The 16,800-nt window shown below is 68.0% G+C and carries 14 protein-coding genes; 7 read left to right on the top strand and 7 right to left on the bottom strand.

Annotated features, from left to right (window positions below):
* Positions 1 to 87 precede the first annotated feature (87 nt).
* Genes DIE02_RS30360 through DIE02_RS30340 form a run of 5 tightly spaced genes read left to right on the top strand, consistent with a single transcriptional unit; the run spans position 88 to position 6,356 of the window.
* Positions 88 to 2,361: a TonB-dependent hemoglobin/transferrin/lactoferrin family receptor gene (locus tag DIE02_RS30360; protein ID WP_124530114.1), complete on the top strand. Its 2,274-nt coding sequence runs from the start codon at positions 88 to 90 to the stop codon at positions 2,359 to 2,361.
* A gap of 49 nt (positions 2,362 to 2,410) precedes the next feature.
* Positions 2,411 to 3,502: a hemin-degrading factor gene (locus DIE02_RS30355; protein ID WP_124530113.1), complete on the top strand. Its 1,092-nt coding sequence runs from the start codon at positions 2,411 to 2,413 to the stop codon at positions 3,500 to 3,502.
* Entirely contained in the window at positions 3,499 to 4,407 is a 909-nt protein-coding gene (locus DIE02_RS30350) for a hemin ABC transporter substrate-binding protein (RefSeq protein WP_124530112.1), read from the top strand. Before DIE02_RS30355 ends, DIE02_RS30350 begins: the two co-directional genes overlap by 4 nt.
* 15 nt (positions 4,408 to 4,422) lie before the next feature.
* Positions 4,423 to 5,511, top strand: a complete 1,089-nt coding sequence (locus DIE02_RS30345) for an iron ABC transporter permease (protein WP_124530111.1) — start codon at positions 4,423 to 4,425, stop codon at positions 5,509 to 5,511.
* Entirely contained in the window at positions 5,481 to 6,356 is an 876-nt protein-coding gene (locus tag DIE02_RS30340) for a heme ABC transporter ATP-binding protein (RefSeq protein ID WP_409364375.1), read from the top strand. Before DIE02_RS30345 ends, DIE02_RS30340 begins: the two co-directional genes overlap by 31 nt.
* A gap of 43 nt (positions 6,357 to 6,399) precedes the next feature.
* Here the strand turns inward: DIE02_RS30340 and DIE02_RS30335 are convergent, their stop codons facing one another.
* Together DIE02_RS30335 and DIE02_RS30330 are read right to left on the bottom strand one after the other, a co-directional pair.
* Complete coding sequence (locus tag DIE02_RS30335; RefSeq protein ID WP_124486118.1) at positions 6,400 to 7,011, bottom strand: trimeric intracellular cation channel family protein; 612 nt, start codon at positions 7,009 to 7,011, stop codon at positions 6,400 to 6,402.
* A gap of 8 nt (positions 7,012 to 7,019) precedes the next feature.
* Positions 7,020 to 9,146 carry a penicillin-binding protein 1A gene (locus tag DIE02_RS30330; RefSeq protein ID WP_124530109.1) on the bottom strand — a complete coding sequence of 709 codons (2,127 nt, stop codon included), beginning with the start codon at positions 9,144 to 9,146 and terminating at the stop codon, positions 7,020 to 7,022.
* A gap of 241 nt (positions 9,147 to 9,387) precedes the next feature.
* Here DIE02_RS30330 and DIE02_RS30325 point away from each other — a divergent pair, with 241 nt between their 5' ends.
* Positions 9,388 to 10,182 carry an aminoglycoside phosphotransferase family protein gene (locus tag DIE02_RS30325; RefSeq protein WP_124530108.1) on the top strand — a complete coding sequence of 265 codons (795 nt, stop codon included), beginning with the start codon at positions 9,388 to 9,390 and terminating at the stop codon, positions 10,180 to 10,182.
* A gap of 174 nt (positions 10,183 to 10,356) precedes the next feature.
* Here the strand turns inward: DIE02_RS30325 and DIE02_RS30320 are convergent, their stop codons facing one another.
* The 3 genes from DIE02_RS30320 to DIE02_RS30310 are packed head-to-tail and all read right to left on the bottom strand — an operon-like array spanning position 10,357 to position 13,175.
* A complete protein-coding gene (locus tag DIE02_RS30320) occupies positions 10,357 to 11,352 on the bottom strand; it encodes an NAD(P)H-quinone oxidoreductase (RefSeq protein WP_124486115.1) in 996 nt (331 codons plus the stop codon).
* On the bottom strand, positions 11,349 to 11,726 hold the full coding sequence (locus tag DIE02_RS30315) for a carboxymuconolactone decarboxylase family protein (protein WP_124530107.1): 378 nt from the start codon (positions 11,724 to 11,726) through the stop codon (positions 11,349 to 11,351). The genes DIE02_RS30320 and DIE02_RS30315 overlap by 4 nt, the downstream gene beginning before the upstream one ends.
* A 12-nt stretch (positions 11,727 to 11,738) precedes the next feature.
* The gene (locus DIE02_RS30310; RefSeq protein ID WP_124530106.1) at positions 11,739 to 13,175 is read right to left on the bottom strand and encodes an NAD-dependent succinate-semialdehyde dehydrogenase; all 1,437 of its coding nucleotides are present in this window, start codon (positions 13,173 to 13,175) and stop codon (positions 11,739 to 11,741) included.
* Between the two features lie 379 nt (positions 13,176 to 13,554).
* On the opposite strand from DIE02_RS30310, the gene DIE02_RS30305 reads away from it, so the two are divergent.
* Positions 13,555 to 14,490 carry a LysR family transcriptional regulator gene (locus tag DIE02_RS30305; protein ID WP_124530105.1) on the top strand — a complete coding sequence of 312 codons (936 nt, stop codon included), beginning with the start codon at positions 13,555 to 13,557 and terminating at the stop codon, positions 14,488 to 14,490.
* A gap of 107 nt (positions 14,491 to 14,597) precedes the next feature.
* Here DIE02_RS30305 and DIE02_RS30300 read toward each other — a convergent pair whose 3' ends face one another.
* Together DIE02_RS30300 and DIE02_RS30295 are read right to left on the bottom strand one after the other, a co-directional pair.
* The gene (locus DIE02_RS30300) at positions 14,598 to 15,095 is read right to left on the bottom strand and encodes a hypothetical protein (RefSeq protein WP_124486111.1); all 498 of its coding nucleotides are present in this window, start codon (positions 15,093 to 15,095) and stop codon (positions 14,598 to 14,600) included.
* Positions 15,096 to 15,184: 89 nt separating this feature from the next.
* Positions 15,185 to 16,021, bottom strand: a complete 837-nt coding sequence (locus DIE02_RS30295; RefSeq protein ID WP_124486110.1) for a bifunctional allantoicase/(S)-ureidoglycine aminohydrolase — start codon at positions 16,019 to 16,021, stop codon at positions 15,185 to 15,187.
* Between the last annotated feature and the right edge of the window lie 779 nt (positions 16,022 to 16,800).

Raw genomic sequence — 16,800 nt, 5'->3', positions numbered from 1 at the left:
GCCGCCTGCCGCACGCGAACGGGCCAGCCAGGTGAACGCGTCACCCAGCCAGCCTTCGGGCTAGTCATCGTCAATGGGAGACCACCTGTGCATTGCTATCCGCTGGCGCGGCGGCCGATCTGTGCCGCGCTGTTCGGCGCGTTCGGCCTGTCCGCCGCCCCGGCTTACGCCGATTCGTCGCCGCAAGGCGCCAACCCGCCACCTGCCGTCCTGACCGCCGCCGCACCCGCGCGCGGCGATGCGGCGCTGCTCGACCCCGTCACCGTCACGGCCACCCGCACCGCCACCGCCGCGAGCCGCACGGCTGCATCCGTGTCGGTCATCACCGACGACGATCTCGACGAGCAGCAGGCGACCAACATCAAGGACGCGCTGCGCTACGAGCCGGGCGTCACGGTGCGCCGCACCGCGTACCGCCCCGGCAGCGCCGCGCTCGGCGGCGGCCGCGACGGCGATTCGAGCATCAACGTCCGCGGCCTCGAAGGCAATCGCGTGCTGCTGATGGAAGACGGCATCCGCCTGCCGAACGCGTTCTCGTTCGGGCCGCTCGAAGCCGGCCGCGGCGACTACGCGGATCTCGACATGCTCAAGCGCATCGAGATCCTGCGCGGGCCGGCGTCGGCGCTGTACGGCAGCGACGGGCTGACCGGCGCGGTGAACTTCATCACGAAGGATCCGCGCGACCTGCTGTCGATCTACGGCAAACCCACCTACTTCTCGCTCCGGCCGGGTTACGACTCGGCCGACCGCAGCGTCGGCGCGACGGTGTCGGCCGCGGGCGGCAACGATCGCGTGCAGGGGATGATCATCGCCGACGGCCGGCGCGGCCATGAGGTCGACACGCGCGGCAGCGACAATTCCGCGAGCACGCTGCGCACGACGTCGAACCCGCAGGACGTCTATTCGGAATCGCTGCTCGGCAAGCTCGTGCTGACACCCACCGCGGGCGACACGATCAAATTTACCGCGGAAACCGTGCAGCGCCGCGTGAGCACCGACGTGCTGTCGGCGATCAACCCGCCCGGCACGCTCGGGCTCACGACGCACGACCGGCTCGAGCGCAACCGCTTCAGCATCGACTACGACTTCCGCGACGATGCGTTGCGCTGGTTTCAGAACGCACACGTTCAGTTCTACTACCAGGATGCGAAGCAGGATCAATACGCGTTCGAGACGCGCGGCGCGCCGCTGAAATCGCGCTCGCGCGACAACCAGTACAAGGAGCGCACGTTCGGCGGCGCCGCATTCGCCGAAAGCGGCTTCTCGACGGGCCCGCTCGCGCACAAGCTGCTGTATGGCGTCGACGGCAGCGTGTCGCGCGTGACGAACCTGCGCGACGGCACGGTGCCGGGCGTCGGCGAGGCGTTCCCGAACAAGGCGTTTCCCGATACCGACTACACGCTGTTCGGCGCGTTCGTGCAGGACCAGGTCGGCTATGGCCGCCTGCTCGTCACGCCGGGGCTGCGCTTCGACACGTACCGGTTGAGCCCGACGCGCAACGATCCGCTGTTCACCGGCACCGCGGTGTCGACGAGCGCGAACGAAGTGTCGCCGCGCGTCGCGGTGCTCTACGAGATCACGCCCGCGCTGATTCCGTATGCACAGTACGCGCACGGCTTCCGCGCGCCGACGCCCGACCAGGTGAACAGCAGCTTCTCGAACCCGGTGTACGGCTACACGTCGATCGGCAATCCGAACCTGAAGCCCGAAACCAGCGACACGTTCGAAGCCGGCCTGCGCGGCAAGGCCGGCACCGGCTACGGCGTCCTGCGCTACAGCGCGGCCGCGTTCACGGGCCGCTACCGCAACTTCATCGCGCGCACGACGATCGCGGGCGGCGGCCGGCCAACCGACCCGTTCGTGTTCCAGTACGTGAACTTCGCCGACGCGCGCATCCACGGCCTCGAAGGCCGCGCCGAATGGATCATGCCGAACGGCGTCACGCTGAAGACCGCGATGGCGTTCACCAGGGGCTCGACGCGGAACGACGGCGCGGCGAGCCAGCCGCTGAACACGGTCAATCCGTTCTCGGCGGTGTTCGGCGTGCGCTACGAACCCGGCGAACGCTGGTTCGTGCAGACCGACCTGCTGTTCCAGGCCGCGAAACGCGACAAGGACATCGACAAGTCCGACTGCTCGAACAAGGCGTGCTTCGCGCCGCCGTCGTCGTTCGTCGTCGACCTGCGCGGCGGCTACCGCTTCAACAAGCATGTGAGCGCGACGATCGGCATCCGCAACCTGTTCGACCGCAAATACTGGAACTGGTCGGACGTGCGCGGCATCGCCGCCGATTCGCAGGTGCTCGACGCGTATACGTCGTCCGGACGCACCGTCGCCGTCAGCATGAAAGTGGATTTCTGATGCGCGCGATCGCGCGTTCCTGCCCAACCGTTACTTGAAGGAGTCCGACATGATGCATTCCGCCCTTCCCGGCCAGCCGGCCACGCCGGCCCGCGCGCCCGCCGCGTTGCGCGACGCATTCGTCAAGCTCAAGGCCGAGCGCCAGCTGCGCAACCGCGACGTCGCGCAGGCGCTCGGCGTCAGCGAAGGCGAGGCGCTCGCCGCGTTCGTCGGCGAGCACGTGGTGCGGCTCGACGCGCGCTTTCCGGCGATGTTCGAGGAAATGCCGCGCCTCGGCCGCGTGATGGCGCTCACGCGCAACGACACGGCCGTCCACGAGAAGGACGGCGAATATGCGCAGATGAGCCACGACGGCCAGGTCGGCCTCGCGCTCGGCGACATCGACCTGCGCATCTTCTACCGTCACTGGGCGTCCGCGTTCGCGGTGCGCGACGAAACCGCGCACGGTCCGCTGAAGAGTTTGCAGTTCTTCGACGCGCAGGGTCATGCGATCCACAAGGTCTACCTGCGCGCGCACAGCGATCACGCGGCGTACGACGCGTTCGTCGAACGCTGGCGCGCGGCGTCGCAGGAGCCGGGGCTCGACGTCGTGCCCGCCGCACCGAAAACGCCCGAGCGGGCCGATACCGGGATCGACGTCGCAGGCTTTCGCGTCGCATGGGACGCGATGACCGACACGCATCAGTTCTTCGGCATCACGCAGCGCTTCGGCGTGAGCCGCATGCAGGCGCTGCGCCTCGCCGAGCCGCGGTACGCGTATCCGGTCGAGGCGACGCGCGCGCTGCGTCACGTGCTCGAACGGGCAGCGGGCAGCGGCCAGCCGATCATGGTGTTCGTCGGCAATGCAGGGATGATCCAGATCCACACGGGCCCCGTCGCGAACGTGCGCGAGGTCGGCACATGGATCAACGTGCTCGACCCGGGCTTCAACCTGCACGTGCGCGAGGACCTGATCGCCGCCGCGTGGGTTGTGAAGAAGCCGACGAGCGACGGCATCGTCACGTCGCTGGAGCTGTTCGACCGGCAGGGCGACCATGTCGCGCTGCTGTTCGGCGAACGCAAGCCCGGCCGCGTCGAACGCGACGACTGGCGCGCGCTCGTCGCGACGCTGCCGTCGGCGGCGCGCGGAGACGCGCGGTGAGCGCGCGATCGTTCCAGCCGCGACGCCGCGTCGTGCTCGCGGGCGCGATCGCCAGCGCACTCGCGGGCGCGCTGCCCGGCCGAGCGCTCGCGCAAGCCGCGCCGAAGCGCGTGGTCGTGATCGGCGGTGCGCTTGCGGAAACCGCGTTCGCGCTCGGCGGCGCCGACGCGCGCGGTTACCGGCTCGTCGGCACCGACACGACCTGCACGTACCCGGACGCCGCGAAGCGCCTGCCGAAGGTCGGCTACCAGCGCGCGCTGTCGGCCGAGGGGCTGCTGTCGCTACGGCCCGATCTCGTGCTCGCGTCGGCGGAGGCCGGCCCGCCCGCCGCGATCGCGCAGGTGAGAAGCGCGGGCGTCGCGGTCACGACGTTCGACGAGCGGCACGACGTCGATTCGGTGCGCGCGAAGATCACCGGCGTCGCGCAGGCGCTCGACGTGCGCGACGCGGGCACCGCGCTGCTGCAACGCTTCGATCGCGACTGGCAGGCCGCGCGCGACGCGGTCGCCGTGCGCGTGCCCGGCGGCGCGCAGCCGCCGCGCGTGCTGTTCGTGCTGAACCATACCGGCAACCAGGCGCTCGTCGGCGGCCAGCGCACGGCCGCCGACGCGATGCTCCGCTACGCGGGCGCGCGCAACGCGATGCAGGGTTTCGATCACTACAAGCCGCTGACGACCGAGGCGCTGGCCGCCGCCGCCCCTGACATCGTGCTGATCTCCGACGAAGGGCTCGCGGCGGTCGGCGGCCGCGCCGCGCTGCTCGCCGCGCCCGGCTTCGGCGCGACGCCGGCCGGCCGCGCACGGCGCGTCGTGTCGCTCGATGCGCTGTTCCTGCTCGGCTTCGGTCCGCGCCTGCCGCTCGCCGTCACGACCCTGCACCGGCGCCTGTCGGATGCGCTCGCCTGATTCCGGAGCGTCCCGATGCCTGTTCATGCTTCGCCTTTCCCCGCGCGGTCGCACGTATCGCATGCCGGTGCCGCGCGCGTCGGCGCGTCGCGCCGCCTCGTACCGTTCGCGCTGGCCGCGCTGGCCGCGCTCGTGTGTGTCATGTCCGTCATCGCGCTGTGCGTGGGCGCGTACCGCATTCCGTTGGCGGAGGCCTGGGCCGCGCTGAGCGGCGACCCGGCCGCCCGGCAGGCAGGCGCGGTGCTGTTCGACATCCGCGCGCCGCGCGTCGTGCTCGCGCTGCTGGTCGGCGGCGGCTTCGGCGCGGCCGGCGCCGCGATGCAGGCACTGTTCCGCAATCCGCTCGCCGACCCGGGGCTCGTCGGCGTATCGAGCGGCGCGGCGCTCGGCGCAACGACGACGATCGTGCTCGGCCCCGCGCTGTTCGCCGCGCACGCGAGCGCGGCTGTGCTGTCCGTCGCCGCGTTCGCCGGCGCGCTCGCGGTCGCGGCGCTCGCCTACCGGCTCGCCGCGTCGCGCGGCCGGCTCGCGCTGCCGCTGCTGCTGCTCGCCGGCATCGCGATCAACGCGCTGGTCGGCGCGGCGATCGGCCTGCTCACGTTCGTCGCCGACGACGCGCAGTTGCGTTCGCTGACGTTCTGGAGCCTCGGCAGCCTCGGCGGCGCGCAATGGTCCGCGCTGGCGGCCGTCGCGCCGTGCGTCGCGATCGGCTGCGTGCTGCTCGCGCGCGACCGTGACGCGCTCAACGCATTGCAGCTCGGCGAAACCGAGGCGCTGCACCTCGGCGTGCCCGTGCAGCGGCTCAAGCGGCGCGTGCTCGTCGCGGTCGCGCTCGCGGTCGGCGCGCTCGTGTCGTGCGCGGGCATCATCGGTTTCATCGGCCTCGTCGCGCCGCACTGCGTGCGCCTCGCGTGCGGCCCCGACCAGCGCGTCGTGCTGCCCGGCGCAGCATTGCTCGGCGCGCTGCTGACGCTCGCCGCCGATCTCGCCGCGCGCACCGTCGCCGCGCCCGCCGAGATTCCGCTCGGCGTGCTCACCGCATTGCTCGGCGCACCGTTCTTTCTCGCGCTGCTGTGGAAAAGCCGCGGCGCGCTCGGCGGCTGATCCTTCATGCACCCATCATGCTGACTGCCCATCATCTCGGCGTCGCCCGCCGGCACCGCACCGTTCTGCACGACCTGTCGCTGTCGATCGAACCCGGCCGCGTGACCGCGCTGCTCGGTCGCAACGGCGCGGGCAAGAGCACGCTGCTGAAGACCCTGGCGGGTGAACTGACCGGCAGCGTCGCGCCGAACGGCGTGCGCGTGACCGGCGACATCACGCTGAACGGCGAACCGCTCGCGCACATCGACGCGGCGCGGCTCGCGTGCCTGCGCGCCGTGCTGCCGCAGGCCGCGCAACCGGCGTTTCCGTTCAGCGTCGACGAAATCGTGCTGCTCGGCCGCTATCCGCATGCGCGGCGCGGCGGCGCGCGGCACGTGATCGCGCATCGCGATCGCGACATCGCGTGGCAGGCGCTCGAACGCGCGGGCGCCGACGCGCTCGTCGGCCGCGACGTGACGACGCTGTCGGGCGGCGAGCTCGCACGCGTGCAGTTCGCGCGTGTGCTCGCGCAGTTGTGGCCGGACGACGACGCGCAGCCGGACCCGCGCTACCTGCTGCTCGACGAGCCGACCGCAGCGCTCGATCTCGCGCACCAGCACCGGCTGCTCGATACCGTGCGCACGGTCGCGCGCGAGTGGCGGCTCGGCGTGCTCGCGATCGTCCACGATCCGAACCTCGCCGCGCGGCACGCGGATACGATCGCGATGCTCGCGGACGGTACGATCGTCGCGCAGGGTGCGCCGCGCGACGTGATGACGCCCGGCCATATCGCGCAGTGCTACGGGTTCGCCGTGAGGATGGTGGAAACGGGCGACGGGGCGCCGCCGCTCATGGTGCCGGCGTAGAACACGCGTATCGTCGCGTCCGTGCGGCACCCTCGCTCAACGCTCAACGCTCGACGTCCGCGACACCGAACGTGCGCATCTTCCACCCGAGCCGTACGGCCAGCATCCGCATCGTGAAGCCGGCCGCCAGCGCAACCGCCGTCGCGAACCCGGCATCGACGCCGAGATGCTGGATCCCGACATACAGCGTGCCCGTGAAGAACGCGACGCTCGCATACAGTTCGTCGCGCAGGATCAGCGGCATCTCGTTGCACAGCAGATCGCGCAGCATCCCGCCGCACACGCCGGTGATCGCACCGGCCAGCACGACGATGATCGGCGCGGTGCCCGTCGACGCGCCGATGTCGCAGCCGATGATCGTGAACGCCGCGAGGCCGATCGCGTCGACGGTGACGAACAGCGTCTTCATGCGCGCGACGTGCCGCGCGGCCCACGACGCGACGGTCGCCGCGGCGAGCGTGATCACGAGGTACTCGGGATGCGCGATCCAGCCGAGCGGATAGTGGCCGAGCAGCACGTCGCGCACGGTGCCGCCGCCAAGCGCCGTGACCGCGCCGACGAGCGCGAGCCCGAAGCGGTCCATCCCGCGCCGCATGCCCATCAGCGCGCCCGACATCGCCTCCGCGACGATCGCGATCAGATAAAGCGTATGCATCGCGCGCCTCAGTCTTCGGTACGGAACAGGTCGAGCACGCGTTCGCGTTCGGCCGCGTCGACGGCGGCCGGCATCGGCTCGCCGGACATGCCGCGCCCGTCCGGCGCATCGGACGCCGGCGCACCGCCACAGGCAAAACGGCTGCGGATGAACGGCGGCATGTCGGCGGTGCAAGTGCCGCGCATGTATTCGGCGTACACGAAATCGCCGTCGACGAGCGCGACGTCCTGCGGCGGCGTCGCATCGACCGGCGTACGTCCGTCGACGGCCGTCTTCATGTAGTCGAGCCAGACCGGCAGCGCGAGCGTCGCGCCGGTCGCGCGCCCCATCGGGCGCGGCGTGTCGTAGCCGAGCCACGCGACCGCGACGATGCCCGACGAATAGCCGGCGAACCACGCGTCCTTCGAGCCGTTCGACGTGCCCGTCTTGCCGGCCGTGTCGTCGCGGCGCAGCGCGAGCGCGCCGCGCGCGGTGCCGGCCCGCACGACGTCGCGCAGCATGCTGTCCATCACGAACGCATTGCGCGCCGACACGACGCGCGTGCCTTCAGGCGTCGTCGCCTCGTACATCGCACCGCCATGACGCTGCTTCACCGACAGGATCAGCCGCGGCACCATCCGCATCCCGCCGTTCGCGAACACGCCGTATGCGCTCGCGAGTTCGAGCGGCGTCACGGCGCCCGCGCCGAGCGCGAGCGGCAGCGACGCCGGATTGCGCCGCGCGTCGAAACCGAAGCCCACCGCGTGCTGCTGCACGTAGCGCGCATCAGCCGCCTGCATCAGGTTGACCGCGACGAGGTTCTTCGAGCGCGCGAGCCCGCGCCGCACCGGGATGAAGCCCTCGTAGCGGTTGCCGAAATTGCGCGGGCGCCACGGCCGCGCGCCGGTTTCCGCATGCGTGAGCGTGCGCTGCGTATCGTCGACCAGCACGCCCGGGAAGTAGCCCTTCTCCAGCGCCGCCGAATAGACGAACGGCTTGAAGCTCGACCCCGGCTGGCGATACGCCTGCAATGCATGGTCGAACACGTTGCGGCCGAAATCCGCGCCGCCGACGAGCGCGAGCGTGTCGCCCGTCGCCGCATCCAGCGACACGAGCGCGCCTTCGAGCCCGTTGCGCACATCGCGCTTGCCGGGCTGGCGGCGCAGCGTGCGCCCGAGTGCGGCCTCGGCCGCGCGCTGGTCGCGCATCGAGATCGTCGTCGTCACGTCGAGGCCGAGCGTATAGGCGTCGTCGTGAAAGCGCTCGACCATCATCCGGCGCGCGCGCTCCGCGACGTACGGCGCCGCGACGATGCCGGGCGGCGGCGTGGTCGCCAGCACGATCGGCAGGTCGACCGCCGCGCGATAGGTCGCCTCGTCGAGTTCGCCGAGCGCGTGCATGCGGCCGAGCACGTAGTTGCGCCGCGCGGTCGCGCGCGCCGGATTGACGACCGGGTTGAACGTGGACGGCGCCTTCGGCAATCCGGCGAGCACGGCCGCCTCGCCCGCGCTCAGCGCGTCGAGCGGCTTGCCGAAATACACGTTCGCGGCCGCCGCGAAACCGTACGCGCGCTCGCCGAGATAGATCTGGTTCATGTACAGCTCGAGCAGCTTGTCCTTGCCGTATTCGCGCTCCAGCTTGATGGCCATCAGGATCTCGGCGAGCTTGCGGCTCAGCACCTTGTCGCGTGTCAGGTAGAAATTGCGCGCGACCTGCATCGTGATCGTGCTGCCGCCCTGCCCCGGCTGCCCGGTCACGACGTTCGCGAAGGTCGCGCGCGCGAGGCCGCCGACGTCGATCGCGCCGTGCTGGTAGAACTTCGCGTCCTCGGCCGCGAGCAGCGCGTGGCGCATCAGCGGCGGAATGCGTTCGAGCGGCACGAACTCGCGGCGCTCGACGCCGTACTCGGCCAACAGGTCGCCGTCGCGCGAAAAAATCCGCAGCGGCAGCGCGGGACGGTAGGCGGCCAGATGTTCGACGGATGGCAGTTGCGTCCAGATGCGGTGAATCGTCCATGCACCGATGCCCGCGCACGCGAGCGTCAGGCCGAGCAGCGCGCCCGCGAGCATGCGCCATGCGCGGCGGCGTGGCGGTGCGGACGGCGGTGCGGACGGTGGCGCGGGGGGCGGCGATGGGTTGGCGGTGGGGTCGGTCATGTCGGGCTCCTTCTTCAGTGCCGCGACGGCCGGCGCGCGAGCGGCGCCGATCGTCGCGAAAGGCGCGCATTGTCGAAGGGATGGCGCGAAACCGGAACATTCTTCAGCCAAAGTTTGGCTGGCTGAATTTTATTTAGGAAAGCGCGGCGGGGGCCGCTCGCGCGGTGCACGCAGGCCTATGGCATGTCGTCACGGCCGAGCGCACCGGGCGCGCGAGCCGGTTCGCTTGTACCATCGTCGGATGTTCGATCGATACCTCGACCTGTGGGGCCTCGTTCCCGACGGCGGCCCGATCCTGACCGCGAGCGGCGGCCTGTTGCCGGTCGTCTGGCGCACACGGCCGGCAATGCTGAAAGTCGCGACCTGCGACGAAGAGCGTCGCGGCAATGCGCTGATGACCTGGTGGAACGGGGATGGCGCCGCGCGCGTGTGGTTGCACGACAGCGACGCGGTACTGCTCGAACGCGCGCAGCCGGCGCCGACGCTCGCCGGCTTGTCCGCCGCGGGACACGATGACGACGCGATCCGGATCGCATGTCGCGTGGTCGCGCGGCTGCATGCGCATCACGCACCGGCACCGCCCGCGGCCGTGCCGCTGCCCGACTGGTTCCACGCGCTGCTGTCGCACGACACGGACGACGACGTGCTGCGGCGTTCTGCCGAGACGGCGCACCGGCTGCTGGCCGTGCCGCCCGTCGATGACGTCGTGCTGCACGGCGACATCCATCACGGCAACCTGCTGTATTTCGGCGATCGCGGCTGGCTGGCGATCGACCCGAAGGGGCTGCGTGGCGACCGCACGTTCGACTACGCGAACCTGTTCTGCAATCCCGCGCACGACATCGCTGTGGATCCCGCGCGCTTCGAGCGTCGCGTCGTGCTCGTTGCGGATGCCGCACAGCTCGACCGGCGGCGGTTGCTGCAATGGATTCTCGCGTGGTCGGGGCTGTCGGCCCTGTGGTTGATGGAAGACGGCCTGCCGCCCGATACGCGGCTGCAGGTTGCGCAACTCGCGGCAATAGCGCTCGGTCCGTAGCAATGTGCACGACCATGAAAATATGGTCCATAGCGGATTTCCGAGGGAAAGCGGCGAAGACCACCGTATCCGGCCAGAAGCGGTTGCTCACGCAAGTTGGCCGAGTGACCGCTTCGCTCCGCTTAACCGCCAAACCGCTTCGTGCACAGGCATGCGACGTGAACAAGCGTCACTTCAGATGTTTTCGGTCATCGTCAGAATGATCTTTCCCACGTTCAGGGCCGACTCCATCCGTCGATGGGCAGCCGCGGCATTGGCGAGAGGAAACACGCTGTCGACGACCGGCTCCAGGCCCGCTCCTCCCGCAAAGCGGTCCAGCCAATGTTCGCGAAACCGCCGAACCATCGCGTGCTTCTCGCGCTGGTCGCGCGACTTCATCACCGTGCCGATGATTTGCAGATGACGGTACAGGATCTGTTCGAGACTCACGCTCACGTCACCGCCGCCGCCGAGTATGCCGACCTGCACCAGCCGGCCGCCGTTTGCCAATGACGCGACATTCCGGGAAAAATACGGCGCGCCCACGAAGTCGATAACCACGTCGACGCCGCGTTTGTCTGTCCTGCTTGCGACGACTTCCGAAAAGTCCTGCGTCTTGTAGTCGATCGCATGGTCCACACCCAGTTGAACGATCCGTTCCAGCTTCGAGGCTTCGGCGGTCGCGAATATCGTCGCGCCGGTTGCGTAGGCCAGTTGGACCGCCGCGGAACCCACCCCGCCCGCCGCTGCGTGAATAAGCACCGATTCGCCACGCTGCAAGCGGCCAAGATGCAACAACGCTTCGTGCGCCGTGACGAAGACTTCCGGTATCGCAGCCGCGTGCACGTAGTCGATCGTTGCCGGAATGGGCATCGCCATTCTCCAGTCAATGCGCGCCAGTTCTGCATAGGCCCCGCCGCCCACGACGCCCATTACACGATCACCGACCTTGTAACCCTGCACGGAAGGTCCAGTCTCGATCACCTCGCCGGCGATTTCGAGCCCCATGATCGTCGAGTCGCCGAAGTTCGGACGGCCGTATCCTCCTCGCCGATGCGTAAGATCCGCGCGATTCACGCCTGCGGCATGGACGCGTACCAGCAGATCGTCGGGGCGAACCTCGGGAGCCTGAACGTCGGCGAGCTGGAGAACCTCGGCCTCGCCGAATTCGTTGAATGTGATGGCTTTCATTTCAAACCGTCCTGCGTCGTGGATGAATGGCCGGCGAAATCGTCGGACCGGGGTTGCGCGCCGAGCGTTGCCTGCGCCGCGGCCGATGCCGAGATTGCCGCAGGAAACCCCGCATAGAACGCGAGGTGAGTGATCGTCGCGGCGAGTTCTTCGCGGGTTACGCCGTTTGCCAACGCGCGGCGCAGGTGCGCCGGCAACTCGTCGAGATGGCCCCCCGCGATCAGCGCGGCGACGGTCACGAGGCTGCGGTCCCGCGACGAGAGCGCCGGATCGCTCCAGATCCGCGGATAGAGCGTGTCGTCGACGAATGCCGAGAGCTTCGGCGTGAAGGCACGCGCGGCCTCGCGCGGACTGTCGAAATGCGTATGAGACATGGCGATCCCCCTTCAAGCCTGGCTGATGAACTTGCGCGTGAGGTAGTACTCGATGCCCTCGGCGCCGCCTTCCGAGCCGTGGCCGCTTTCCTTCATGCCGCCAAACGGCAGTTCGGTCGAAACGATGCGGTACTGGTTGATGCCGATCATGCCGGCTTCGAGACCGTCTGCTACATCAATGGCCGTGCGCGCACTGCGCGTGAATGCGTAGGCGGAGAGCCCGTATGGCAACCGGTTCGCTTCGGCGAGCCCGTCGGCAAGGGCATCGAAGCGCATCAGCACCGCGATCGGGCCGAACGGTTCTTCGTGCATCACACGCGCGTCGTTCGGTACGTCGGCGAGGACCGTGGGCTCGAAGAAATACCCTTCTCCCGCGATGCGCTTTCCGCCGGCGAGGACCCTTGCGCCACGCTCCACCGCATCGGCGATGAGTTCCTCCATCTTGGCAAGCTGGCGCGGATTTGCCAGCGGCCCGACCTGCGTGCCCGCATCCATGCCGTTGCCGACCTTGAGCGCGTTGGCTGCGCGCACGAAGTGCCCGACAAACTCGTCGTAGACGTCGCGTTGGATCAGGAAGCGCGTCGATGAGATGCAGATCTGGCCCGTACCGCGAAAGCGATTCGCCGCGCCTTCGACCGCGGCCTTTTCGACATCCGCATCGTTGAATACGAGGACGGGCCCGTGGCCGCCCAGCTCCAGCGTGATGGGTTTGACGCCTTCGGCTGCGCGCGCCGACAGCAGACGGCCGATCGGCACCGAGCCCGTGAACGTCACCTTCCGGATGACCGGGGAAGCGATCAGCTGCTTCGACACCTGGTCGGGCACGCCGAATACGACCTGAAGCACGCCCTTCGGCAAACCGGCGTCGTCCAGTGCGCGTGCCAGCGCGAGCGCCGTTGCGGGGCTTTCCTCGCCGGGTTTGATGATGACGCTGCATCCGGCGGCGAGTGCGGCGGAGAGCTTGCGCGCCGGGGTGATCGCGGGAAAATTCCACGGCGTGAATGCGGCGACGGGCCCGATCGCCTGTTTCTTCACGAGCTGTTGCACACCCGGGCGATTGGACGGCACCACACGGCCGTCGATGCGGCGCGCCTCTTCGGCGAACCATTCGAAGTAGTCCGCGGCACGCAGGACTTCGTCACGGCTTTCCGCCAGCGGTTTGCCTTCCTCGAGCGTCATGACGGTGGCGATGTGCTCGGCGCGCTCGCGCATCAGTTCCGCCCCGCGCTTCAGAATGCGCGCGCGTTCGGCTGGCACGGTGTTGCGCCAGACGTCGAACGCCTGTGCAGTGACCTGCAGGGCGCGATCCAGGTCGGCTGCCGTCGCCAGCGGGACGCGGCCGATCTCGATTTGCGTGGCGGGGTTGATCACCGGCGCCGTTTCGCGTTCGCTCGCGCCGATCCATTCGCCGTTGATGAAAAGATGAAGTGCGTCGTAAGTGATGTCCATGGTATTAACCTTTATGGTTAGGATTGCGATTCAATATGTGTTCGCCGCGAGCCGGATTGGGGGACCGTGCCGCCACGCCGTGCCGGGATGATTCGCCGTGTCGGGCTGGGCTCGGGTATGAAACGTCCGTGTTCCGACTGCCTGACTTCGGGACCAAGTCTAGACGTGAAGCGGACGGCAACTTAGGGGGGCCGGAAAGAATGAATCTTGTCTCCGGAGAGAAAATCCCCGATCAACATGAAGGCATATTGAAAGGATGCGCAAAAACGACACGCGGTCGCACGCTGACTGCACGAAACAGGCGCGGGCCCTATGATCACAGGCTCGCGCGGGCCGAAACGCAGCGATTCGACGAAAAATTCAAAGCCAGGGATGCGTAATGGACAAGGTTCACACCATGTCGGTGTTTGCGAAAGTGGTCGAGATGGGCAGTTTCACGGCTGTTGCAAACCACCTCGATACGACTGTCGGCAACATTTCCCGAGCGGTCTCGGTACTTGAGGACAATCTCAACACGCGGTTGCTGCAGCGCTCGACGCGACGGCTCGTAGTCACCGATGCGGGGCGACGTTTCTACGAGCGCAGCGTTGCGATCCTGTCGGACATCGAGCGGGCAGAAGCAGAAGCCCGCGATGCGCTGCTGGAGCCGCGTGGTGTATTACGCGTGCACACGGTTCCGGGATTAGGCCGTCAGCTTGTTTCGCAAGCCGTGCTTGCCTATCGAAGCGCATACCCGGAAGTATCGGTCGATCTTATGCTGTCGCAGCGGATGCCGAATCTGCTCGAAGAGCAGCTCGACGTTGCGATCGTGATTGCGCGCACACTGCCGGACTCGGCGTATGTGAGCCAGAAGATCGGCGCCAGCCATTGCATTCTGGCGGCGTCGCCCGATTATCTGGCACGGCATCCGGCTCCCGAGTGTGTGGAAGATCTTGTCGATCACACATGTGTGCTCCTGAGCACGGTCGATTACGCACCGGACGAGTGGCATCTGCAAGGCAGGGCCGGCGAGGCGGTGTATCGTCCAACGGGATCGCACTTCAGTGTCAACGACATGGACGCGATGTCCACGGTGCTGCAGGAGGGCGCGGGAATCGGGCTGATCGCCGCTTTCTCGGCAATCGACGATTTGCGTAAAGGGTCGCTCGTTCGCGTCCTGCCTGAATTCCACACCGCTCAGCGCAACGTGTACGCGGTGTATTCGTCCCGCCAGTTCGTCGACGCGAAGATCAAACGGTTCATCGATACGCTGAAGGTGCGGGTAGGTGACCGGTTGAATGCGTATGCGGAGGAACTCGCCGTCACGGTCGTATGACCGACTTTACAGTCGGCATCGTCGGGGAAGGTGTCCGATTTCCCGGCGCCGAGAGTCGTATCCGCGATCCGGATCGCATGCGGGGTGCTTCGTGCGAAGGTGGTCGGTCAACCGTGGAGCGTCGACCGCTGAATCAACCGATTCACGCCCCATACGATCAGACCCGCGATACCAAGGCAAACACCGAGAACGAGAAGGAGCCCGACTCCTTCAACATCATCGGCATGTGCGATCGTGTCGACGCCGAAAAGCGCCATCACCGATTCGATGGTTGACGGAATCGACGTCTCGATTGGAAGTCGGACGAACCAGCGCGCGAGCAGCACGCCGAGAGCGCCCGTTGCAAGAACATTGATGCTGTAGCGGACCGCTTTCATTACCTGACCTCGACGATTCCATATGCCTTGATGGCGGTGCCCGGAATCGGAACCGTTGCGCCGTGCGCGCAAAATCATGGAGCCGTCCCAAGCGCCCGCCAGTCTGTGTGTCGACAATGTAATAGAGGCCACGCGGTAGCGGGCCTGATTTCGGTTTAGCGACCGGTTCTGCTTCCGCTCGATTCCTTGTTCTATCCGGCGCTTCTTCGCGCCCGCAAAACGTGTCAATCTGTTTCCGGACGGGTCACAGGTCACAATGAAAAAAGCCCGCCGGCTTGCACCGGCGGGCTTTCGTATCCGACTTGCGCGGTGGCGCGTTAACGCGCCGGATTCAGCGTCAGGTTCATGTGACGGTTCACGTCTTTATACAGCAGGTAACGGAAGCGGCCGGGGCCACCCGAATAGCAAGCCTGCGGACAGAACGCGCGCAGCCACATGAAGTCGCCCGCTTCCACCTCGACCCAGTCCTGGTTCAGGCGATAGACGGCCTTGCCTTCGAGCACGTACAGGCCGTGCTCCATCACGTGCGTCTCGGCGAACGGAATCACGCCGCCCGGCTCGAAGGTCACGATGTTCACGTGCATGTCGTGACGCATGTCGCTCATGTCGACGAAGCGCGTCGTCACCCACGCGCCGTTGGTGCCCGGCATCGGGATCGGCTCGACGTCCTGCTCGTTGGTCACGAACGCTTCCGGCAGCGGAATGCCGTCGACGACCTGGTAGTGCTTGCGGATCCAGTGGAAACGCACGGCGGCATCGCTGACGTTGTGCAGCGTCCAGTCGGCGCCCGGCGGAATGAACGCGTAGCCGCCCGGCTTCAGCGTGTGCTGCTTGCCTTGCAGCGTCAGCTCGGCCTCGCCCTCGACGACGAACAGCACGGCTTCGGCGTTCTTGTCCTGCTCGGGCTTGTCGCTGCCGCCGCCCGGGTTCACTTCGACGATGTACTGCGAGAAGGTTTCGGCGAAACCCGACAGCGGACGCGCGATCACCCACAGGCGCGTGCTGGTCCAGAACGGCAGCCAGCTCGTGACGATGTCGCGCATCACTCCCTTCGGAATGACCGCGTACGCCTCGGTGAACATCGCGCGATCGGTCAGCAGATCGGTCTGCGGCGGGTGGCCGCCATGCGGCGCGTAATACGTTGTCTTAGACATAAAGCATCCAGGCAATGGGTTGGTCCGGCCCCGGGTCGCAACGGCAGGCGCGGCACGCGCGTGGGGCACGCATGCGGCGGCGGGACATCGTTGCCGGGGTGGCTTGAAAGCGCGGGCGCCTTCGTTCGGTCGGCCAGGCTTCGCGACGGGTCCGCCCGGTTCAGCGGGCGGGGCGCCCCATGCTTGCGGGTCCGGCGGCCGGGCCGCGGACACTCGGGGTGATGCGGCGGGGCACGGGGGACGGCACGGTTCGAGTCCGTACGCGGGCAGCGTTGACGATAGCGAAGTCGATCCTGATCGACCAATTAAATGTTGCGATGCCATCCATTCGATTTCCCACTACCCGCCGCGGTGCGCGACAGTCGGCGAACGCGTGCCGCGGATGCGTCGGCGCATGAGGGAAATCCTGATGACCGGACGCCAACGCGTCGATCAGCAATATCGAAACGGGGTCGGCCGAACCTGCCCGGCTGCATGTCGATGCAACGGGAGATGCCGTCTACAAGCGGGAAAAGTCAGGCGGGAGAGAAGGCGCCAAGCCGTCGAACGAGGCTGGGCATGAACTGCCGAAGGGGAGAAGGTGCCGGTCTTGCCGGCGACGGCCGCCCGGCTGAAGCTGCCGGGCCGGCTGTCGGAGGGTGCCGCCGCGTCGGGGGGGGGGGGGGGGGGCCCCCCCCCCCCCCCCCCCCCCCCCCCCCCCCCGCACACAACAACAATAGGGGTAGGGATGGTGGGGTGTTGACACCCCCCCCACAACAAACACCGCCACGCCAAAGAAA

It is taken from the genome of Burkholderia sp. Bp8991, from assembly GCF_003853795.1.
Lineage (GTDB): Bacteria > Pseudomonadota > Gammaproteobacteria > Burkholderiales > Burkholderiaceae > Burkholderia.
The sequence above is the reverse complement of the archived record's forward strand: the minus strand, read 5'-3'. Positions and strand labels throughout refer to the sequence as shown.